Origin of the sequence: Mesorhizobium sp. B1-1-8 (assembly GCF_006442795.2) — a bacterium.
Classification (GTDB): Bacteria; Pseudomonadota; Alphaproteobacteria; order Rhizobiales; family Rhizobiaceae; genus Mesorhizobium.
The window spans coordinates 978989-999187 of record NZ_CP083956.1 but is presented as its reverse complement, the minus strand read 5'-3'; the positions used below and the strand labels follow the sequence as shown (position 1 = coordinate 999187).

The 20199-nt window shown below is 62.3% G+C and carries 23 protein-coding genes, 1 other RNA gene and 2 pseudogenes; 18 read left to right on the top strand and 8 right to left on the bottom strand.

All coding sequences use genetic code 11. The features are described 5' to 3' along the window. The 8 genes and pseudogenes from livM to FJ974_RS04850 all read left to right on the top strand — a co-directional run bounded on the left by livM (nucleotide 1) and on the right by FJ974_RS04850 (nucleotide 9657). Nucleotides 1-1428, top strand: coding sequence for a high-affinity branched-chain amino acid ABC transporter permease LivM (gene livM, locus FJ974_RS04885; protein WP_140538096.1), 1428 nt, complete (start codon nucleotides 1-3; stop codon nucleotides 1426-1428). After that, nucleotides 1428-2519 (top strand): annotated as a pseudogene (locus FJ974_RS04880) (ABC transporter ATP-binding protein); the annotation flags it as partial. The gene livM and the pseudogene FJ974_RS04880, both read left to right, overlap by 1 nt. A 32-nt stretch (nucleotides 2520-2551) precedes the next feature. After that, a complete protein-coding gene (locus FJ974_RS04875; RefSeq protein WP_140538100.1) occupies nucleotides 2552-3280 on the top strand; it encodes an ABC transporter ATP-binding protein in 729 nt (242 codons plus the stop codon). A 12-nt stretch (nucleotides 3281-3292) separates the two neighbouring features. Further along, nucleotides 3293-3640: a DUF6867 family protein gene (locus FJ974_RS04870; protein ID WP_140538101.1), complete on the top strand. Its 348-nt coding sequence runs from the start codon at nucleotides 3293-3295 to the stop codon at nucleotides 3638-3640. Between the two features lie 138 nt (nucleotides 3641-3778). Beyond that, nucleotides 3779-4897 (top strand): branched-chain amino acid ABC transporter substrate-binding protein, encoded by a 1119-nt coding sequence (locus FJ974_RS04865; protein ID WP_140538103.1) that lies wholly within the window; start codon nucleotides 3779-3781, stop codon nucleotides 4895-4897. A 267-nt stretch (nucleotides 4898-5164) separates the two neighbouring features. Further along, a complete protein-coding gene (pyc, locus tag FJ974_RS04860; protein ID WP_140538105.1) occupies nucleotides 5165-8623 on the top strand; it encodes a pyruvate carboxylase in 3459 nt (1152 codons plus the stop codon). Between the two features lie 144 nt (nucleotides 8624-8767). Then, nucleotides 8768-9028 carry a DUF2312 domain-containing protein gene (locus FJ974_RS04855; protein ID WP_140538106.1) on the top strand — a complete coding sequence of 87 codons (261 nt, stop codon included), beginning with the start codon at nucleotides 8768-8770 and terminating at the stop codon, nucleotides 9026-9028. Nucleotides 9029-9198: 170 nt separating this feature from the next. Next, nucleotides 9199-9657, top strand: coding sequence for a hypothetical protein (locus tag FJ974_RS04850; protein ID WP_140538108.1), 459 nt, complete (start codon nucleotides 9199-9201; stop codon nucleotides 9655-9657). A gap of 23 nt (nucleotides 9658-9680) precedes the next feature. Here the strand turns inward: FJ974_RS04850 and FJ974_RS04845 are convergent, their stop codons facing one another. After that, on the bottom strand, nucleotides 9681-10190 hold the full coding sequence (locus tag FJ974_RS04845) for an arsenate reductase ArsC (protein ID WP_140538109.1): 510 nt from the start codon (nucleotides 10188-10190) through the stop codon (nucleotides 9681-9683). Nucleotides 10191-10360: 170 nt separating this feature from the next. On the opposite strand from FJ974_RS04845, the gene FJ974_RS04840 reads away from it, so the two are divergent. Next, the gene (locus tag FJ974_RS04840; protein ID WP_140538111.1) at nucleotides 10361-10705 is read left to right on the top strand and encodes a hypothetical protein; all 345 of its coding nucleotides are present in this window, start codon (nucleotides 10361-10363) and stop codon (nucleotides 10703-10705) included. A 69-nt stretch (nucleotides 10706-10774) separates the two neighbouring features. Here the strand turns inward: FJ974_RS04840 and msrB are convergent, their stop codons facing one another. From msrB to FJ974_RS04825, 3 genes and pseudogenes are all read right to left on the bottom strand, one after another. Then, nucleotides 10775-11179, bottom strand: coding sequence for a peptide-methionine (R)-S-oxide reductase MsrB (gene msrB, locus FJ974_RS04835; protein ID WP_140538113.1), 405 nt, complete (start codon nucleotides 11177-11179; stop codon nucleotides 10775-10777). A gap of 243 nt (nucleotides 11180-11422) precedes the next feature. Further along, nucleotides 11423-11869, bottom strand: coding sequence for a GNAT family N-acetyltransferase (locus FJ974_RS04830; protein WP_140538114.1), 447 nt, complete (start codon nucleotides 11867-11869; stop codon nucleotides 11423-11425). Nucleotides 11870-12078: 209 nt separating this feature from the next. After that, nucleotides 12079-12177, bottom strand: a pseudogene (locus FJ974_RS04825) (ATP-binding protein); the annotation flags it as partial. 165 nt (nucleotides 12178-12342) lie between these two features. On the opposite strand from FJ974_RS04825, the gene ssrS reads away from it, so the two are divergent. The 8 genes from ssrS to FJ974_RS04785 all read left to right on the top strand — a co-directional run bounded on the left by ssrS (nucleotide 12343) and on the right by FJ974_RS04785 (nucleotide 16201). Next, nucleotides 12343-12498: non-coding RNA, 6S RNA (ssrS, locus tag FJ974_RS04820), on the top strand. A gap of 197 nt (nucleotides 12499-12695) precedes the next feature. Next, complete coding sequence (locus FJ974_RS04815; RefSeq protein ID WP_140538116.1) at nucleotides 12696-13280, top strand: 5-formyltetrahydrofolate cyclo-ligase; 585 nt, start codon at nucleotides 12696-12698, stop codon at nucleotides 13278-13280. A gap of 168 nt (nucleotides 13281-13448) precedes the next feature. Further along, nucleotides 13449-13607: a BrnT family toxin gene (locus FJ974_RS30375; protein WP_226891479.1), complete on the top strand. Its 159-nt coding sequence runs from the start codon at nucleotides 13449-13451 to the stop codon at nucleotides 13605-13607. Continuing rightward, on the top strand, nucleotides 13570-13920 hold the full coding sequence (locus FJ974_RS04805) for a helix-turn-helix domain-containing protein (RefSeq protein ID WP_226891478.1): 351 nt from the start codon (nucleotides 13570-13572) through the stop codon (nucleotides 13918-13920). Before FJ974_RS30375 ends, FJ974_RS04805 begins: the two co-directional genes overlap by 38 nt. Next, nucleotides 13917-14741, top strand: a complete 825-nt coding sequence (locus FJ974_RS04800) for a YmdB family metallophosphoesterase (RefSeq protein ID WP_140538117.1) — start codon at nucleotides 13917-13919, stop codon at nucleotides 14739-14741. The genes FJ974_RS04805 and FJ974_RS04800 overlap by 4 nt, the downstream gene beginning before the upstream one ends. A gap of 80 nt (nucleotides 14742-14821) precedes the next feature. Next, nucleotides 14822-15589: a TerC family protein gene (locus FJ974_RS04795; RefSeq protein WP_140538119.1), complete on the top strand. Its 768-nt coding sequence runs from the start codon at nucleotides 14822-14824 to the stop codon at nucleotides 15587-15589. Nucleotides 15590-15690: 101 nt separating this feature from the next. After that, entirely contained in the window at nucleotides 15691-15930 is a 240-nt protein-coding gene (locus FJ974_RS04790; RefSeq protein ID WP_264296815.1) for a BrnT family toxin, read from the top strand. Next, nucleotides 15911-16201, top strand: a complete 291-nt coding sequence (locus tag FJ974_RS04785; protein WP_140538120.1) for a BrnA antitoxin family protein — start codon at nucleotides 15911-15913, stop codon at nucleotides 16199-16201. The genes FJ974_RS04790 and FJ974_RS04785 overlap by 20 nt, the downstream gene beginning before the upstream one ends. A gap of 4 nt (nucleotides 16202-16205) precedes the next feature. Here the strand turns inward: FJ974_RS04785 and FJ974_RS04780 are convergent, their stop codons facing one another. Together FJ974_RS04780 and FJ974_RS04775 are read right to left on the bottom strand one after the other, a co-directional pair. After that, nucleotides 16206-16664, bottom strand: coding sequence for an SRPBCC family protein (locus tag FJ974_RS04780; protein ID WP_140538122.1), 459 nt, complete (start codon nucleotides 16662-16664; stop codon nucleotides 16206-16208). 16 nt (nucleotides 16665-16680) lie between these two features. Next, on the bottom strand, nucleotides 16681-17070 hold the full coding sequence (locus FJ974_RS04775; protein ID WP_226891476.1) for a VOC family protein: 390 nt from the start codon (nucleotides 17068-17070) through the stop codon (nucleotides 16681-16683). Nucleotides 17071-17162: 92 nt separating this feature from the next. On the opposite strand from FJ974_RS04775, the gene FJ974_RS04770 reads away from it, so the two are divergent. After that, a complete protein-coding gene (locus FJ974_RS04770; RefSeq protein WP_226891475.1) occupies nucleotides 17163-18113 on the top strand; it encodes an IS481 family transposase in 951 nt (316 codons plus the stop codon). Nucleotides 18114-18269: 156 nt separating this feature from the next. On the opposite strand, the gene FJ974_RS04765 is transcribed toward FJ974_RS04770, so the two are convergent. Both FJ974_RS04765 and FJ974_RS04760 read right to left on the bottom strand, forming a co-directional pair. After that, on the bottom strand, nucleotides 18270-19217 hold the full coding sequence (locus FJ974_RS04765) for an ABC transporter permease (RefSeq protein WP_140536457.1): 948 nt from the start codon (nucleotides 19215-19217) through the stop codon (nucleotides 18270-18272). A gap of 3 nt (nucleotides 19218-19220) precedes the next feature. Continuing rightward, nucleotides 19221-20198: an ABC transporter permease gene (locus FJ974_RS04760; protein ID WP_181177224.1), complete on the bottom strand. Its 978-nt coding sequence runs from the start codon at nucleotides 20196-20198 to the stop codon at nucleotides 19221-19223. Nucleotide 20199: the final 1 nt, after the last annotated feature.

Genomic DNA, 20199 nt, shown 5'->3' with positions numbered 1-20199 from the left:
ATGGCCGTTACAGTGTCTCCGGATCGCCAGGCCGTCGCTACTCCAATGCAGCGCGCTTTGCGCGAAGCGCTCTATGCCGGCGCCATCGCGCTCGGCCTGTTCGTGCTGTTCATTGGTCTCAGGACCGACCAGAACATCAGCAACGAACTGATCCTGGTGCAGCGCTGGGGCCTGCTGGCCTTGGTGGTCGCCGCAGTCGCTGTCGGCCGGTTCCTCTATGTCGCTTATGCCGTTCCGGCGATGGAGCGGTCGAAGGCCGAAAAAGCCGCGGCTCCAGCGGTGGCAGCGGTGGAGCCCGGCTTGCTGCGCCGCAACTTCAACACGATCGGCTTGCTCGTCCTTTTTCTCTACCCGGTGGCGATGGTGCTCGCCTTCGGCTTCCAGGGATCGCTGAAATGGGTCGATAATTTCGGCATCCAGATCCTGATCTATGTGATGCTGGCCTGGGGGCTCAACATCGTCGTCGGCCTCGCCGGCCTGCTCGATCTCGGCTATGTCGCGTTCTATGCCGTCGGCGCCTATGCCTACGCCCTGCTCGGCACGCATTTCGGCCTTTCGTTCTGGATCCTGTTGCCCGCGGCTGGCGCCATGGCCGCCTTCTGGGGCGTGATGCTCGGCTTTCCGGTGCTGAGATTGCGCGGCGACTATCTGGCGATCGTCACGCTGGCTTTCGGCGAGATCATTCGCCTCGTGCTGATCAACTGGCGCGAGGTGACCAACGGTTCGGCCGGCATTTCCGGCATTCCGAAGGTTTCCTTCTTCGGCCTGATGTCGTTCAACATCTCGGATCCGAACTATATCTCGAAGGTGTTGGGCATTGCCCAGTCGGGCGCCTATTACAAGATCTTCCTTTACTACCTGATCCTGCTGCTCTGCCTTCTCACCGCCTTCGTCACCATTAGGCTGCGCCGCCTGCCGGTCGGCCGTGCCTGGGAAGCGCTGCGCGAGGACGAGATCGCCTGCCGTTCGCTCGGCATCAACACCACCACAACCAAGCTGACGGCTTTTGCCACCGGCGCCATGTTCGGCGGCTTCGCCGGCTCGTTCTTCGCCGCCCGGCAAGGCTTCGTCAGCCCCGAATCCTTCGTCTTCCTGGAATCGGCGATCGTGCTGGCCATCGTGGTGCTTGGCGGCATGGGTTCGCTGGGCGGCATCGCCGTGGCGGCGGCAGTGATGATCGGAGGCACAGAGATTCTGCGCGAGCTGGATTTCCTCAAGACGGGCCTGAGATGGGGCAACACCACGATCATTCCGGGCTTCGGGCCCGATTTCACACCTGAACTCTACCGCATGCTTCTGTTCGGCATGGCCATGGTGATCGTCATGCTGTGGAAGCCGCGCGGCTTTGTCGGCAGCCGGGAGCCGACGGCCTTCCTGAAGAAGCGAAGAGCGGTCTCGAGCTCCTTCACCAAGGAGGGCCACGGCTGATGAGCGCGCAAGCTTCCGCAGGTGATATCATCCTGCAGGTCGAGCACCTGTCGATGAAGTTCGGCGGCCTGGTCGCCATCGGCGACCTGTCCTTCCAGGCCAGGCGCGGCGAGATCACCGCGCTGATCGGGCCGAACGGCGCCGGCAAGACCACGGTGTTCAATTGCATCACCGGCTTCTACAAGCCGACTGAAGGCATGATCACGCTTAACAAGCGGGACGGCTCGACCTTCCTGCTCGAGCGCCTGCCCAACCACGAGATTCCGGCGCGCGCCAATGTGGCGCGCACCTTCCAGAACATCCGCCTGTTTTCGGGCATGACGCTGCTCGAGAACCTTTTGGTCGCCCAGCATAACAAGCTGATGAAGGCCTCGGGCTATACCTTGCTTGGCCTTTTCGGTTTCCCGAGCTACCGGCAGGCGTCGGCCGAATCGATCGACCTCGCCAGGCATTGGCTGGAGAAGGCCAATCTCGTCGACCGCGCCGACGATCCCGCCGGCGACCTGCCCTATGGCGCGCAGCGGCGGCTGGAGATCGCGCGCGCCATGTGCACCGGGCCGGAGCTTCTGTGCCTCGACGAGCCGGCAGCGGGCCTCAACCCGAAGGAGTCGGCCGCGCTCAACGCGCTGCTGAACGACATCAAGAACACCGGCACCTCGATCCTGTTGATCGAGCACGATATGTCGGTGGTCATGCAGATTTCCGACCATGTCGTCGTGCTCGAATATGGGCGCAAGATTTCCGACGGCAATCCGCAATCGGTCAGGACCGACCCGCGCGTCATCGCCGCCTATCTCGGCGTCGACGACGAGGAAGTTGAAACGGTGCTGACCGAAGTCGGCGACGAGGACGTCATCGAGCAGCTCGATACCGGCCCCGATGCCGCGCATGGCCCCGGCTCATCGTCTTCCTATCTCGCCGGACCGGTGACGGACACGATCGGCCACAGTGACGGTGAGCGCGTCACCGTCTCGAAGGGCGCCTCGAAAGCAGCCCAGGTCGATGCCCGCACGGCGACGGTAGCGAGCAGGCCCGTGGGGGGCAAGCCCGCGGCCAGGTCCGGCACGGCAAAAGCAGCTCCGAAAAAACCAACCGAGGGCGGCAAGCGCGGAGGGCGGAAATAATGGCCGGGACAACGCTGCTCGATATCAAGGGCGTCCAGACCTATTACGGCAACATCCGCGCGCTGAACGGCGTCGACGTCACCGTCAACCAGGGTGAGATCGTGGCGCTGATCGGCGCCAACGGCGCCGGCAAGTCGACGCTGATGATGACCATCTTCGGCGCGCCGCGCGCCCGCGCCGGCTCCATCACCTTCGCCGGCACCGACATCACCCAGTTGCCGACGCACGAGATCGCGCGCATGCGCATCGCCCAGTCGCCGGAGGGACGCCGCATCTTCCCGCGCATGACGGTGATGGAAAACCTGCAGATGGGCGCCAGCATCGATAACCTCAAGCATTTTGACGAGGATGCCGAGAAGGTGTTCACCCTGTTCCCGCGGCTGAAGGAACGCATCGGCCAGCGCGGCGGCACGCTGTCGGGCGGCGAGCAGCAGATGCTGTCGATAGGGCGTGCGCTGATGGCGCGGCCGAAGCTGCTGCTGCTCGACGAGCCGTCGCTGGGCCTGGCGCCGCTGATCGTCAAGCAGATCTTCGACGCCATCCGCGAGTTGAACAGGACGCAAGGGCTGACCGTGTTCCTGGTCGAACAGAACGCCTTCGGCGCGCTCAAACTTGCGACCCGCGGCTATGTCATGGTCAACGGCAATGTGACGATGAGCGGCACCGGCAGGGAGCTGCTCGCCAATCCGGAAGTGCGCGCCGCCTATCTCGAAGGCGGCCATCACTAAACAGGGGTCATCATCATGGGTATTCTCTACGAAGAGGCCTCGATCTGGCATTTTCTGTTCGTCACCGGGCTGCTCGGCGGCGGGGCGGCATGGATGACCGGCAAAGCCGTGGCCCAGACCTGGGGCACCCACGTTCGCCTGTTCTTCTACATGCTCGGCCTCGGCATCGGCATAAGATTTATCCATCATGCCTTGTTCGCCGGCACGATGTTCTCGCTGCACTACTATATCGTCGACACCATTGTGCTGATGATATTGGGCTTTCTCGGCTATCAATACACGCGCACAAACCAGATGGTCACACAGTATAATTGGCTCTACGAAAGAGCTTCCCTGTTGAGCTGGAAACCGAAGGGTTGAAGGTCATGATTAACGCCGTTTCGAGAATGAATCGGCGTGACAAGTGCCTGAAAATCGGCAATCAATGCTTTCTGCGATAAGGGTGGGCATCGCATGAAAGTATCATCCACGCCCACTCCGTAAATGGGAGCGTTTTCAATGAAAAAATCACTCTTGTCCGCCGTGGCTCTGACCGCGTTCATCGCGTTCAGCGGCAGCGCGTGGGCCGACATCCTGATCGGCGTCGCCGGCCCGATCACCGGCCCCAACGCCGCCTTCGGCGCGCAGTTGCAGAAGGGCGCGGAACAGGCGGTCGCCGACATCAACGCGGCGGGCGGCATCAATGGCCAGCAGCTCAAGCTTGAGATCGGTGACGACGTCTCCGACCCCAAGCAGGGCATTTCGGTCGCCAACAAGTTCGTCGCCGACGGCGTCAAGTTCGTCGACGGCCATTTCAACTCGGGCGTGACCATTCCCGCGTCGGAAGTCTATGCCGAGAACGGCATCCTCGTCATGACGCCGGCGGCGACCAATCCGAAGCTCACCGAGCGCGGCCTGTGGAACACCTTCCGCACCTGCGGACGCGACGACCAGCAGGGCAAGGTGGCCGGCGACTACATCGCCAAGAACTTCAAGGACGCCAAGATCGCCATCATCCACGACAAGACGCCTTACGGCCAGGGCCTCGCCGACGAGACCAAAAAGAACCTCAATGCCAACGGCATCACGGAAGTGATGTATGAAGGCGTCAATGTCGGCGACAAGGACTTCTCGGCCCTGATCGCCAAGATGAAGGAAAACGGCGTCACGCTGATCTACTGGGGCGGCCTGCACACCGAGGCCGGCCTGATCATCCGCCAGTCGGCCGACCAGGGCCTGAAGGCGCCGCTGTTCTCGGGTGACGGCATCGTCTCCAACGAACTGGCCTCGATCGCCGGCGACGCCGTCAACGGCACGCTCAACACCTTCGCTCCGGATCCGCGCAAGAACCCGGCCGCCAAGCAAGTCGTCGAGAAGTTCCGCGCCGCCGGCTTCGAGCCGGAGGCCTATACGCTCTACTCCTATGCCGCGGTGCAGATCATTTCCCAGGCGATCGCCAAGGTCGGTTCCGCCGACGACGCGCAGAAGGTTGCCGAAGTGATCAAGTCCGGCGGCCCGTGGAAGACGGCCATCGGCGACATCGGCTATGACGCCAAGGGCGACATCACCCGTCCGGACTACGTCATTTACGAATGGAAGAAGGGCGAGGACGGCAAGTACAGCTACTTCGAGAAATAAGCCGGCAAACAGACGCCGACTTTGAAAGGAATGCCCGGCGCAAGCGCCGGGCATTTTTATTAACTGAACACTCCGACGGATCGACGGCGGCCTGGTCCGCAAGCTATGCAGATTGTGCTCTCAAACGCTCGGCCGGGCTGGTGGGGCGCTGCTGCCGCAAACAGGCGATTTAAATCGTTTGAATTGACGCGCGATTTTGTTTGCGCTGCAGCATTTTCACGCTAATCATTGCGCCAGCCCCATCCTCTCCATCCTTGGAGCCAGTCCTTGGCCATCACGAAGATCCTCGTCGCCAACCGGTCCGAAATCGCCATTCGCGTCTTTCGCGCGGCCAACGAACTCGGTCTCAAAACCGTGGCGATCTGGGCCGAGGAGGACAAATATTCGCTGCACCGCTTCAAGGCCGACGAAAGCTATCAGGTCGGGCGCGGACCGCATCTTGCCAAGGACATGGGGCCGATCGAGAGCTACCTGTCGATCGACGAGGTGATCCGCGTCGCCAGGCTCTCGGGCGCCGATGCCATTCACCCAGGCTACGGGCTGTTGTCGGAGAGCCCGGAATTCGCCGAGGCCTGCGCTGCCGCCGGCATCACCTTCATCGGGCCGCGACCGGAGACGATGCGCCGGCTCGGCAACAAGGTCGCGGCGCGCAACCTGGCGATCGAGGTCGGCGTGCCGGTCGTGCCGGCTACCGATCCGCTGCCCGACGACATGGAGGAGGTGAAGAAGCTCGCCGCGCAAATAGGCTATCCGGTGATGCTCAAGGCATCATGGGGCGGCGGCGGCCGCGGCATGCGCGCCATCCGCGCGGAAAGCGATCTCGCCCGCGAGGTGATGGAAGGCAAGCGCGAGGCCAAGGCCGCCTTCGGCAAGGACGAGGTCTATCTCGAAAAGCTGATCGAACGCGCCCGCCATGTCGAGGTGCAGGTGCTGGGCGACACGCACGGCAATGCCGTGCATCTGTTCGAACGCGACTGCTCGATCCAGCGCCGCAACCAGAAGGTCGTCGAGCGCGCGCCGGCGCCCTATCTCAGCGAAAAGCTGCGCCAGGAGCTTTGCGGCTATGCGCTGAAGATCGCGCGCGAGACCAGCTATGTCGGCGCTGGGACGGTCGAGTTCCTGCAGGACGCCGACACCGGCAAGTTCTACTTCATCGAGGTCAATCCGCGCATCCAGGTCGAGCACACGGTCACCGAGATGGTGACCGGCATCGACATCGTGAAGGCGCAGATCCACATCCTCGACGGCTTCGCCATCGGCACGGCGGATTCCGGTGTGCCGGCGCAGAAGGACATCAGGCTCAACGGCCACGCGCTGCAGTGCCGCATCACCACCGAGGATCCGGAGCACAATTTCATCCCCGATTATGGCCGCATCACCGCCTATCGCGGCGCCACCGGCTTCGGCATCCGGCTCGACGGCGGCACCGCCTATTCGGGCGCGGTGATCACCCGCTTCTACGATCCGCTGCTGGAAAAGGTGACGGCCTGGGCGCCGACGCCGGCCGAGACGATCGCGCGCATGAACCGGGCGCTGCGCGAGTTCCGCATCCGCGGCGTGGCCACCAACCTGACCTTCCTCGAAGCGATCATCAATCACCCGAGCTTCGCCGACAATTCCTACACGACCAGGTTCATCGACACGACGCCGGAGCTGTTCCAGCAGGTGAAGCGCCAGGACCGCGCCACCAAGCTGCTCAACTATCTGGCCGATGTCAGCGTCAACGGCCATCCCGAGACGCGTGGCCGGCCGATGCCGAAGGCCGACGCGGCGGCCCCCGTTGTGCCTTATCTCAACGGCAATGTGCCGGGCGGCAGCAAGCAGAAGCTCGACGTGGTCGGCCCGGAAAAATTTGCCGGCTGGATGCGCGAGCAGACCCAGGTGCTGGTCACCGACACGACGATGCGCGACGGCCACCAGTCGCTGCTCGCCACCCGCATGCGCACGCATGACATCGCCGGCATTGCCGGCACCTATGCCCGCGCCCTGCCGCAGCTGCTGTCGCTGGAATGCTGGGGCGGCGCCACCTTCGACGTCGCCATGCGCTTCCTTACCGAGGATCCCTGGGAGCGGCTGGGCAGAGTGCGCGAGGCGGCGCCCAATCTTCTGCTGCAGATGCTTTTGCGCGGCGCCAACGGCGTCGGCTACACCAATTATCCGGACAACGTCGTGCAGCATTTCGTCAAACAGGCAGCCGCCGGCGGCGTCGACCTTTTCCGCGTCTTCGACTGCCTGAACTGGGTCGAGAACATGCGCGTCGCCATGGACGCGGTGGGCGCCGAGGGCAAGCTGATCGAAGCGGCGATGTGCTACACCGGCGACATCCTCGACCCGGCGCGGGCCAAATACGACCTGAAATACTATGTTGGGCTGGCGAAGGAACTCGAGGCTGCCGGCGCCCACATCATCGCCGTCAAGGATATGGCCGGGCTGTTGAAGCCGAGCGCTGCCCGCGTGCTGTTCAAGGCGCTGCGCGAGGCGACCGACCTGCCGATCCATTTCCACACGCACGACACGTCGGGCCTGTCGGCGGCGACGGTGCTGGCGGCGGTGGAGAGCGGCGTCGACGCTATCGATGCGGCGATGGACTCGTTTTCGGGCAACACCTCGCAGCCCTGTCTCGGCTCGATCGTCGAGGCGCTTAAGGGAACCGAGCGCGATCCTGGCCTCGACCCGCAATGGATCCGCCACATCTCCTTCTACTGGGAAGCGGTGCGCAACCAGTACGCCGCCTTCGAAAGCGACCTCAAGGGACCTGCCTCGGAGGTCTACCTGCATGAGATGCCGGGCGGGCAGTTCACCAACCTTAAGGAGCAGGCGCGCTCGCTCGGACTGGAAACGCGCTGGCACGAGGTGGCGCAGGCCTATCACGATGTCAATCTGATGTTCGGCGATATCGTCAAGGTGACGCCGTCGTCCAAGGTGGTCGGCGACATGGCGCTGATGATGGTGAGCCAGGATCTTACCGTCGCCGATGTCGAGAACCCTGCCAAGGACATCGCCTTCCCGGATTCGGTCGTGTCGATGCTGCGCGGCGATCTCGGCCAGTCGCCCGGCGGCTGGCCCGCGGCACTGCAGAAGAAGGTGCTGAAGGGCGAGAAGCCGATCACCGTGCGGCCGGGCTCGCTGCTCAAGCCGGCCGACCTCAAGGCCAGCCGCAAGGAGATCGAGGAAAAGCTCGAACGCAAGCTCAGCGAATTCGAATTCGCTTCGTGGCTGATGTATCCAAAAGTGTTTTCCGACTTCGCCGCCGCGCAGGAGACCTACGGGCCGGTCAGCGTGCTGCCGACGCCGACCTATTTCTACGGCATGAAGCCGGAAGACGAGGTCTTCGTCGATATCGAGAAAGGCAAGACGCTGGTCGTGCGCTGCCAGGCGATCGGCGACGTCGACGACAAGGGTATGGTCACGGTGTTCTTCGAGCTCAATGGCCAGCCGCGCCGCGTCAAGGTGCCGGACAGGGCGCATGGCGCGTCCGCCGCAAAGGCGCGGCGCAAGGCGGAGCCGGGTAACGAGGCACATGTCGGCGCGCCGATGCCGGGCGTAGTGTCGGCGCTTGCCGTCGCCGCCGGCCAGCCGGTCAAGGCGGGCGACGTGCTGCTGTCGATCGAAGCGATGAAGATGGAGACGGCGCTGCATGCCGAGCGCGACGGCGTGATCGCCGAAGTGCTGGTCAAGGCCGGCGACCAGATCGACGCCAAGGACCTGCTGATCGCTTTTGGCTGACCGGCAGATCGATCGCTTGGGGACAGCTGGCGGCAGCCCTTCTGCCGCATCGATAATGTCTTGACCCGCCGCGCCTGCTCGGGCAGGGAACCCGCTCCAATTTGCAGCGCCAGAATCGCGGCGACGAAATGATGCGGAGAGAAAATGGCCGACGACATCACCGAGACCAGCCAGACTGTAGCCGCCGGCCAGCTGCGCGCCTTCATCGAGCGCATCGAGCGGCTCGAGGAAGAGAAGAAGACGATTTCCGACGACATCAAGGACGTCTTCGCCGAGGCTAAGGGCACCGGCTTCGACACCAAGGCGATACGCACGATCATCCGCCTGCGCAAGAAGGACCAGGCCGAGCGCCAGGAGGAAGAGTCCATCCTCGACCTCTACAAAGCCGCGCTCGGCATGGTCTAAGGAGACTGTTTGGAAATTCTACTCCGGCGGCCATCTGATGGCGTTTTCTGCGCTTCCGTTGCTCACGGACCTAAATGTCCGCTGCGCTACGGTTCTCGAAACCACCACCATATGACTCGCCAGAGCGAATTTCGAAACAGTCTCGGCCAGGATGTGCGGGATACCCGGCCGTGAGCGAGTTCGACTTCGGCGGCCGTCGCGCCTCGGAGTTTCGCCATCGCGGCTTCTGGGCCCTGTTCGCCGAGCGCCATCCGCAAGAAACGGCCCGGCTGGCGAGGCGCGGGCCCTGGTTCTGGCAGCGCGGGCTGCCTGAATTCGGGCTGGTGCTTTCCATGTATGTGGCGCCCAGCGAAAACGTCGTCGGCGTCTTTTTCGGCCGCAACGAGAGGCTTGGCGCCACCGACGTCTGGACACGGCTGAAGCCGTTCCAGCCGGCAATCGAGGCGAGGCTGAAGCTCAGGCCGGAACAAAGCGCTCAGAACCTCGGCATCAATTCGCAGTGGCGGGTAAACTGCTTTGCCGAGGACAATTGGCCGGCAATGGCCGACTGGATGGTGACGGAGTGCTCACGTTTCGAGCGCGCCATTATCGAAGTCCTGGGGGACGAGGGCGCGGCCATGACGACCTGATTCAGGATACAAAAAAGTCGCGTTCAGTTTGGCCTTGCTTCGTCGCGGCCAATTTCTTCGAGATGTCGCTGCAGCGTCAGCTTGTCGAGCGACACCATCGGCAGATTTATAAACAGCGCGATGCGGTTGCCGACCATGCGGTAGGCCTCGGCGAAAGCGAAATGCTGCTCGGCTTCGGTGCCGCCGGCCTTGGAGGGATCGGGGACAGCCCAAAGCGCGGTCATCGGATGGCCTGGCCAGACCGGACAACTTTCATTCGCCGTAGTGTCGCAGAGCGTGAAGACGAAGTTCATCTCCGGCGCGTCCGGCCCTGAAAATTCGTTCCAGTTCTTCGACCGGGCAAACGAGGTGTCGTGGCCCATGTTCTCCAGCAACTGAATCGCACGGGGGTGGACGGTGCCCTTCGGTCGCGAGCCGGCGGAATAGCCCTTGAAACGGCCAGCCCCGAGCTTGTTAAGTATGGCTTCGGCCATGATCGAGCGGGCCGAGTTGGCATTGCAGAGAAAGAGAACGTTGTAGACTTGATCGCTCATTCCGAACTCCTCCGTGTTGCGGCGAAAACGACAGAATAGGATATGGGTCACAGTTCTGTGATGGTAGACGTTTGGGCGCCGGATTTCTGCATCATTCGGGTCAAATTTTGCGACATCCTCCTGTCGGAGTGGTCGAAATCTTTGGCGCTGCGCTCTGAGAGGCTCGGTTGATGAACGACTTCGATCCGACCGGTGAGGTGTCCGGAAAAATCGGCCGCAAAACCGATTTCTTCCGCGCACGCTGGCGGAACCAAGTGTCGCTCGATCGGCTGTTCTGGCGCGACATGGTACTTGTCGGCACCGTCATCAACATCGCGTCCACAGTGCTTGCACTCGTCCTGCTCGGGCTGACGCTGCCGCTCGGGATCGTGCTGGCAGTGCATTTCCTGCCGGTGCCCTACAACATTTTTTTGGCTCTTGCCGTTTGGCGCGCCGCGGAGAAATCCGGCGGCGCCAAGGCCTCGCTGATGATGCTGGGCTCGGCATTCTGGCTGATCGCGACGGTGGTCGTGTGAGGCATAGTCAGGCGCCTGCATAAGAAAGGGCGGCCGAAGCCGCCCCTGCTGAAAAGTTATTGGATGCCGTCAGGCAGCCGGCTCGAATTTCAGCGCCACGCCATTGATGCAGTAGCGCAGGCCGGTCGGCGGCGGGCCGTCGTCGAAGACATGGCCGAGGTGGCTGCCGCAGCGCGAGCAATGACATTCGGTGCGGACCATGCCGTAGCTGCGGTCGACCGTGGTTTCGACCGAGCCCGGCACCGGATCGTTGAAGCTCGGCCAGCCGGTGCCGCTCTCGAACTTCAGCTTGGATTCGAACAGCGGCTGGTCGCAGCCGACGCAGGAAAAGGTGCCGGCGCGCTTCTCGTGGAGCAGGGCGCAGCTGCCGGGGCGCTCGGTTCCGTGACCGCGCATGACGGCGTACTGCTCAGGCGTCAGCCGGGCGCGCCACTCGGCATCGGTGCGTGTGACGGGATAGGCGTGGGTGTCCATGAAATCTCCTCGGCCTTGGCGGCTTGTTGTTGGTTGCAACTCATATTCGCAACAAGATAGGCATTTGTTACGTGCCTGCCCAGCGCCGGGATGGCTCAATGCCTCCTTGAAAGCTGCCTGGTCGCGGTTTCGAGCCGGCCAGCGTCAGCGGGAACATGTGGCCGCCGAAGATGTCGCGGATCATGGGTGTAGCGCCAGTTCTTCTCAGCTTCCGGGTTGAGTCAGACCGCGTTCGGCCACTGATCAGAGCAGATCATACTCGATGAACCCTGTCCGCCTTGCCACGTGGTCGTAGAGCTTGCGCGCCGTGGCGTTGGTCTCGTGTGTCATCCAGTAGACGTTCCTGACGCCGATCTTGCCGGCCTCGTGCTTGACGGCTTCAATCAGGGCGGCGCCCACGCCCTTGCCACGTACCTCCGGATCGGCGAACAGATCCTGCAGGTAGCAATTGTTCAACTGCGACCAGCAGGAGCGATGGTAGAGATAGTGGGTCAGGCCAACGGCCTTGCCGTCGAGCGTGGCGATATAACCTTTCGGCTCGAACTCGCCTTCGGTGAATAGCCGCTTCCAGGTGACGTCGTAGACATCATCAGGCAATTTCGTCTCGTAGAAGGTGAGATAGGCGGTCCAAAGGCGACGCCAGTCGGCGTGGTCGGATTGCGCCAAGGGACGGACGGTGATTTCGGACATTTGGTTCCCTCCGATTTTTCTATTTGACGCTGCCTCGGCGATGGTTCGGCGGCAAAGGTCCACGCAAGGGAAAGCGCTGTTGCTGCTTACCCTTGCCGTCTCGCCATGAAGGCCAGGCGCTCGAACAGATGCACGTCCTGTTAGTTTCTCATCGGCGCGCAATGCAGGTTGGGCAGCGCTTTTTTCGGTCTTGCCGGTGTGGCGGGTTAGCCCTTGACCAGCAAAGGCCGCTTCAGCGCGATCGAAGCATTGACCGCCACCATCAGATCCTTGTCGGCGACATAGGCCGCGGTGCCTTCGAAACGCATCTTTTCTCCTTAGCCGTTCTGCGGCGACCGTAAGGAGGCGATCCCGGCGGCGCAAGGGCAGCGATCGAGGCAAGCCTTGTTCGATGATTTCGGGGGCAGCGAATATGGTGCCTCCAGATCCCGCTTTTTCTGGCGCTCGGCTAACCATCGGCCTATATTGGCTGGGACGGTCTGCGCTTCGCGGCAGGAGAAACTTATCCCCGGGGCCTTATCGATCCTTAGGGAGCTGTCCCTGGGAAGACCCGTGGGTTTTCTCACACGGCGCCCACCTACTTTGTAGGCACCCGGGATCGACCTCTCCACCGGTTGTGTGGATCGTCACTGATCTAAAGAGGCCATATTTGGCGGATTTTGTCGTCGCACCGCTTTGTGCGGTGCTCACGAACGAAAAGTTCGCTCCGCTGACCTCTTTTTGCGCATGATCTTTTCACCGACCCGCTGACACTTCGGTGGATCATGCGGTAGAAAACGTCGCTCCTAAAACTCCATCCAAATCTGACCTTTTCTAGCGTCTGCGCATGACGACCTCATCAAAAGACCTGAAGAAACAGTTGCGCAAGGAAGCCTTGGCGCGGCGGGACGCGCTCGACGAATTCTGGCGGGTGGAAATCGCGCTCGAAATGGCCGAGACCGCTAAGGACCATATCGCCATCGAGCCCGGCCAGGTCGTCTCCGGCTTCTGGCCGATGCGCTCCGAGGTCGATGTGCGGCCATTGATGTTTGCGCTGCGCGAAAAGGGCGCACGCCTTTGCCTGCCGGCGATCCTCGACAAGACCACCATCGTCTTTCGCGAACTTGTGCGCGGCGCGCAGATGGTCGAGATGGGCTTCGGCACCGTCGGCCCGCATGAGGAGGCCGAGGTGCTCGACCCCTCTCTCATGCTGGTGCCGCTTGCCGCCTTCGACGCGCGCGGCCACCGCATCGGCTACGGCGCCGGCTATTACGACCGCGCCATCGGCAAGCTCGTCGACAAGGGGCTGACGCCCAGGCTGATCGGCATCGCCTTCGACTGCCAGGAAGTGCAGCAGGTGCCGAACGAAGACCATGACGTGGTCATCGCGGAAATACTCACCGAGAGCGGGTTGCGCCGGTTCGCCGCTTGACGCAAGCGCCTGTCAGGCGGATACTACTGAAATCCAGTAGGGAAATATGCTTGAATTCGAATGGGACGGGGACAAGGCAGCGAGCAATCTTGCCAAGCACGGTGTGGCATTTTCAGATGCCAAGCGTCTGTTCGATGACATTCATGGACTGCACTATGTCGATCGTCCATGCACTATGAGGAAGAGCGCTTCATTGGTATTGGTATGATCAATGGCGTGGTCTTGACGGTGGTCTATACCGAACGTGGCGACCGAATAAGACTGATCTCCGCCAGAAAGGCGACACGCCATGAGCAGAAAGCATATGACGAAGCACGCCAAGGCTGAAAGCGATTGGGCGCGTCTGCGCAGCATGAGTGATGCGGAGGCAGAGTCCGGCGCCTTGGCCGACAAAGACAATCCGCCCATGAGCGGAGATCGAATAAACGTAGCGCCTGTCGCGCGCGTCAAGGTGATCCGCAGGGCCCTGCATCTTACCCAGGAGGAGTTTTCCGTCCGCTATCTCATTCCGCTCGGCACGTTGAGGGACTGGGAGCAAGGCAGGACTGAGCCGGATCAGGCGGCGCAGGCCTACCTGCGCGTCATCGTCAAGGAACCGGAGACGGTCTCGCGGGCGCTTGGTCCGCGCGACGCTGCATGAGACTTCTCTTCCTCGGCGACATGGTCGGCAAGACAGGACGGACGGCGGTGTGGGAACAACTGCCTGGCCTGATTGCCGACTTCAAGCTCGACTTCGTCATCGTCAACGGTGAGAACGCCGCCGGCGGCTTCGGCATCACCGAGGAGATCTTTCGCGAGACGCTTTCGGCGGGCGCCGACGTCGTCACCACCGGCAACCATGTCTGGGACCAGCGCGACGCCTTGATCTTCGCGCCGCGCGAGGAACGCTTCCTGCGCCCCTCCAATTTCCCCAAGGGCACGCCAGGCCGCGGCTCCGGCGTCTACATCGCCAGGAACGGCGCGCGGGTGCTGGTTGCCAACATCATGGGCCGCGTCTTCATGCATCCCGAGCTCGACGATCCGTTCCAGGCCGGCGAGCGCGAGCTTTCGGCCTGCCCGCTCGGCGAACAGGCCGATGCGGCGGTGATCGATTTTCATGCCGAGGCGACCTCGGAAAAAATGTGCTTCGCGCATTTCGTCGACGGCCGCGCCAGTCTGGTCGTCGGCACCCACACCCACCAGCCGACCGCCGACCACCAGATCCTCAATGGCGGCACCGCCTACATTTCCGATGCCGGCATGTGCGGCGACTATGATTCCTCGCTCGGCATGGACAAGGAAGAACCGCTCAACCGCTTCCTGTCGAAAGTACCGAAGGGCCGCTTCGAGGCGTCGACAGGGCCGGCGACTTTATGCGGCGTCGGCGTCGAGATTTCCGACCGCAGCGGGCTGGCCGAGAAGATCGCGCCGTTTCGTCGCGGGCCGCGGCTGGAGGAAACGGCGCCATCCTTCTGGTCGTGACATTGATATGAGCTACGCCAGCACCTAACTGGCGACGGAACCCGCGAAAACTGCTCTAGATCGTAGAGGGAACGACCTTCATGCAGCTTGTCGAATTCCTGGCACCGCACTTTGCCTTCGTTTCCGATCCGACCGCGTGGATCGCGCTGCTGACGCTGGTGGTGCTGGAGATCGTGCTCGGCATCGACAATCTGATCTTCATCTCGATCCTCACCAACAAGCTGCCGCAAGCCCAGCGGGCCCGGGCCCGGCGGCTCGGCATCTCGGCGGCGCTGGTGATGCGGCTGGTGCTGCTTGCCACCATCTCGGTCATCGTCCAGCTGACGACGCCGGTGTTCACCGCCTTAGGCCACGGTTTTTCCTGGCGCGACCTGATCCTGATCGCCGGCGGCCTGTTTCTTGTCTGGAAGGCGACCAAGGAAATCCACCACACGGTCGACCCCGTCGACCATCAGGATTCCATGCTCGGCGAGACGCTGCAGATCTCGCTTGCCGGGGCGATTTTTCAGATCCTGCTGCTCGATCTCGTCTTCTCGATCGATTCCATCATCACCGCCGTCGGCATGACGGACGAGATCGCCATCATGTACATCGCGGTGATCGTGGCGGTGAGCGTGATGATGCTGGCGGCCGGGCCACTCGCCGACTTCATCGCCAGGAACCCCAGCATCGTCATGCTGGCGCTGGGCTTCCTGTTGATGATCGGCATGACGCTGATCGCCGACGGCATGGGCTACCATGTGCCCAAGGGCTACATCTACGCCGCCATGGGTTTTTCGGCGCTGGTCGAAGGGCTCAACATGCTGGCGCGGCGGCGCAAGAAGCAAAGGTCCGGCGGCGGGCAATAAGCATTGACTTTTACAGATTTGTACATACATATTTGTATGCCGAAGGAACGCGATGCGGTTCGAGTGGGATCCTGAGAAAGCGCGACACAATCTTGTCAAACATGGGTGTCGCCTTTGACCTCGCGCAGAAGGTTTTTGACGAGCCGCTTCATCTGATTGTGCCCGATCGTTTCGAAGACGGGGAACAGCGATGGCATGCGATCGGTATGGTCGGAACCCAGGTGATCCTGCTCGTTGTTCACACGTATCCGACCGTGGCAGACGAAGAGCGTGTTAGAATTGTCGGCGCTCGCAAAGCCGCGCCGTATGGAAGGAAGTGCTATGAGCAGGAAGGACCTTAATCAGGATCAACGTGATCAACTGGCTAAGCTGACCGATCTGCCTGACGATCAGATCGATACTTTGGATATTCCGGAAGCGCCGGCGGAGAACTGGGCCTACGCTCGCCGGGGAGAGTTCTATCGCCCCCTCAAACAGCCCGTCACTATTCGTCTTGATGCTGACGTGCTCGATTGGTTCAGAGAGCATGTAAAGAAGGGCGGTGGCTATCAAACAGAAATCAACCGGGTGCTCCGCCACTATGTGACGGAGCAGGAGAGACGTCGATCCTAGCCTTCTACAAGCCCTTCGGATGGCGGTCGCCAATCAGGCCGAGCGTCAGACCTTGCTCCAGCCAGGCCTTGGCGCCGGCGAGCACCAGCGTGAAGCCGCCGGTCGATTCGACCGCATGCTTGGCCTGTTCGTCGCCAGTGCCGGCGAAGCCGAAATTGCGGACTTCGAGGAAGGTCGCGTTGTCCGGCATTGCGGTGAATGTCCAGGCGACCGTGGTCGGCGGATCGCTCCAGCGCATGACGATCTTTTCGTTGGGGACGATCTCGCTGACCTCGACGTCAGTCGAGACGCCATACATGCGCCATTCCCACTGAACCGGCTTGCCGCTATCCAGCCTGCCGCTGGAATGGGTGAACCAGAATTTCGTCGTGATTGCCGGATCGACGATGGCTTCGAAGACGTCGGCGACCGGCCGGCGGATCAGCATGGCCGTTTCGGCGGTGGGAGCTTCTTTGAGTTCCACGACTTCCTCCTGTTCGTCAGGGCAAATTGATCTGCCAGGAGACCCCGAACCTGTCGTTGAGCCAGGCGAAGCGGCGGCTAAAACCGTAATCTCCGGTCGGCATCAGAAATCCCCCGTCCCTGGAAAGGACGTCGACGATGCGCTGCAGTTCCTCTTCGGAGGAACAGTCGATGAAGAGCGAGAACGACGGCGTGAAGGTGAAGGCGTGGTGCACCGGACTGTTGAAGATCATCACCTCCGTGCCGCCGATCGAGGCGCGAGCCAGCTTGACCGTCCCTTCGGGCCCGTCTTCGCCCGCACCGTAGCGCGTAACGTCGACAACGCGGCTCTCCGGGATGGTCTCGCAATAGAGGATCATGGCCTCCTCGGCCCTGCCTTCGAACATCAGGAAGGGGATTACTTTCACGACCGGTCTCCTTTGGCTCAGTGTTGGGTCTCTAGATGTTTCATCCCAGGCTTTAATGGTTCATTATTTTCCCCCGATTGGAAGGAGGCACTATGGGCCAGGTTCTGCATGGGCGCGCCACGACGACAGAGGCAATCCGTCGAGCAATACAAAATAGTCAAGAGAGCCTGAGGAAGCTGTCCAAGCGCTACGGGATCGATCCGAAGACGGTTGCCAAATGGAAGGGGCGAACTTCGGTCGCTGATCTGCCGACTGGTCCCAAAGCCCCGAAGTCGACGGTGCTGTCGATCGAGGAAGAGGCTGTCATCGTCGCTTTCCGCCGGCATACGCTGTTGCCCCTGGATGATTGTCTCTATGCGCTGCAGCCAACGATCCCGAACCTGACGCGCTCGTCATTGCATCGCTGTCTGCAGCGTCATGGCATTTCGAGATTGCCCGAGGTTGAAGGCGACAAGCAGCCCAAGAAGAAGTTCAAGGCCTATCCGATTGGCTATTTCCACATCGACATCGCCGAGGTGCAGACCGCCGAGGGCAAGCTATATCTCTTCGTGGCCATCGACCGAACCTGCAAGTTCACCTACGTCGAACTCCACACGCGGGCCACAAAAATGATCGCGGCCGAGTTCCTGCGCCACCTCATCCAGGCAGTTCCCTACCAGATCCACACGATCCTCACCGACAACGGCGTCCAGTTCAAAAACCGCGAGCAGGACCGCACCGCCATGGAGCACATCTTCGGGCGCACCTGCCGCGACAACGGCACCGAGCATCGTACCACCAAGGTGAAGCATCCCTGGACCAACGGCCAGGTCGAGCGAATGAACCGCACCATCAAGGACGCGACCGTCAAGCGCTTCCACTACGACGATCACGACCAATTGCGACAGCACCTCAACGACTTCGTCGCAGCCTACAATTTCGGCCGGCGACTGAAGACCCTCAAGGGCATCACTCCCTTCGAGTTCATCTGCAATGTCTGGAAAAAAGAGCCTGAGCGGTTCAGACTCGATCCAATCCATCAAATGCAGGGACTAAACACCTAGGATCCATTCCGTGACGCAGGTGCGCTATGGCGGTGGAGGTTTCGCTCTTGCCGTTCGATGCCAGCGAATCGAACCTATCCTGAGGCGCTGCGCCCTTCGGCGACGATCACGGAATGGATCCTCGGGTCAAGCCCGAGGATGACGAAGCGCGATACCTCACCGCACCGCCTTCTCCCCGCCCGCCGCCGTAATCACCCCGACAATGATCAGCCCCGTCAGCACCAGCCTCACCCCGGCGCTGACGCCGAATGTGTTGAGCATGGTGAGTAGCAGCACAAGGAACAGGCCGGCGCCCCACACGCCCGGCACATTGGCCTTGCCGCCGGCGACCGAGGTGCCGCCGATGACCACGACGGCGATCGACGCAAGCAGGTATTCGTTGCCGATATCGACATTGGCGCCGCGGAAATAGCCGGCGAGCAGCGCCCCATCCAGGCCGCCGAGCGTGCCGGACAACGTGTAGGTGAGGAAGCGGATGCGGCCGACATCGACGCCGGCCAGCCAGGCGGCGCGGATGTTCTGGCCGATCGCCAGGACCGAGCGGCCGTAGATCATGCGCCGCAAGGCGAGCGCCGCGCCGATGGTGAAGACCATCGTCAGCATCGCCAGCACCGGAATGCCGAGGATTTGCCAGTTGGTGAAATCGGCGAAGCCCGGCGGCGGCTTGATTTGCAGGCCGCGGCCGTAGCTGATGTCGACCGACTGGATGATGAAGCTTGCCGAGAGCGTCGCGATGATCGGCGGGATCCTGAGCGCCCAGATCAGCAGGTAGTTGATGGCGCCGATCGCCGCGCCGCAGGCGAGCGCGGCGAGCAGCCCGACGACTATCATGGAATCGCTGCCGCCCATTACTTTCATAGCCACCGCGCTGGCGAGCCCGATATTGGCCGGCAGCGACAGGTCGACATTGCCGGGCCCGAGTGTGATGACGAACATCTGGCCGACGCCGACGATGACAGTGAAGACGGCGAGCGACAGCGCGGCGGTGACCATGCCGCCGGCGCCGTAACCGCCGGTGAAGGCGATGGTCGCCAGCCACACGAAAAGCGCGCCGATGAACGACCAGATCCAGGGCTTTGTGAGCACCATGCGCAGCGAGGCCATCGCTCACCTCTCCCTGCGGCTGATCAGCACCCTGGCCGCCAGCACGATGATCAGGATGGCGCCGTTGGCCGCCACCTGCCAGTCGGGCGGAATGTGCATGAAGGTCAAGAGCGGCGAGGCGGCAAGCGCCAGCGTCAGCGCGCCGATGACCGCGCCGATCGGCGACACCCGGCCGCCGACGAATTCGCCGCCGCCCAGAATGACGCCGGCTATCGACAGCAGCGTGTAACCGTTGCCGATATTGGCGTCGGCCGAAGTGGTGATGCCGATCAGCGCCATGCCGGAAAGCACGCCGAACAGGCCGGTCAGCGCGAACAGCACGATCTTGGTCTTGAGCAGAGACCAGCCGGCGCGCCGCAGCGCCGCCGCGTTACCGCCGGAGCCGCGCAGGATGACGCCGTAGGAGGTGCGCATCAGGCCGAAATGCACGATCGCGGCGATCAGCAGCGCGGCGAGGATCGGGAACGGGATGTAGGGCGGCTTGAACGCCATGATCGAAAGCAGCCAGTCCGGCGCCTTGCCGCCAGGCTTGGGCAGGATGAGGATGGCAAGGCCCTGCCAGACGAAGCTCATGCCGAGCGTCACCACGATCGACGGCAAATTGCGCAGATGGATCAGCGCGCCGAGCAGCGCGTAAATGCCGATCGATCCCACAAGCACGACGATGCCGAGCAGCGGCGCCTCCCGCAGCCAGGTCGCGGTGACGCAGCCGACAAAGCCGACAAAGGTGCCGATCGAGAGGTCGAGCTCGTTGCCGGCGATGACGAACATTTGCGCGATCGTCGCCAAGGCGATCGGGATCGCCAAATTGAGCATCAGTGTGAAGCCGAAATAGCTGATCGCGCGCGGGTTGAGCCAGGCGATGGCGATCAGCACCAGCGCCAGCGACAGCGCCGGCAACAGGCTGCGCAGCATGCGCGCCCGCGCAGCATTGCCGCGCGGCGAGGATCTGGGAGTTGTACCCGGGGCGATCGCCGTCATC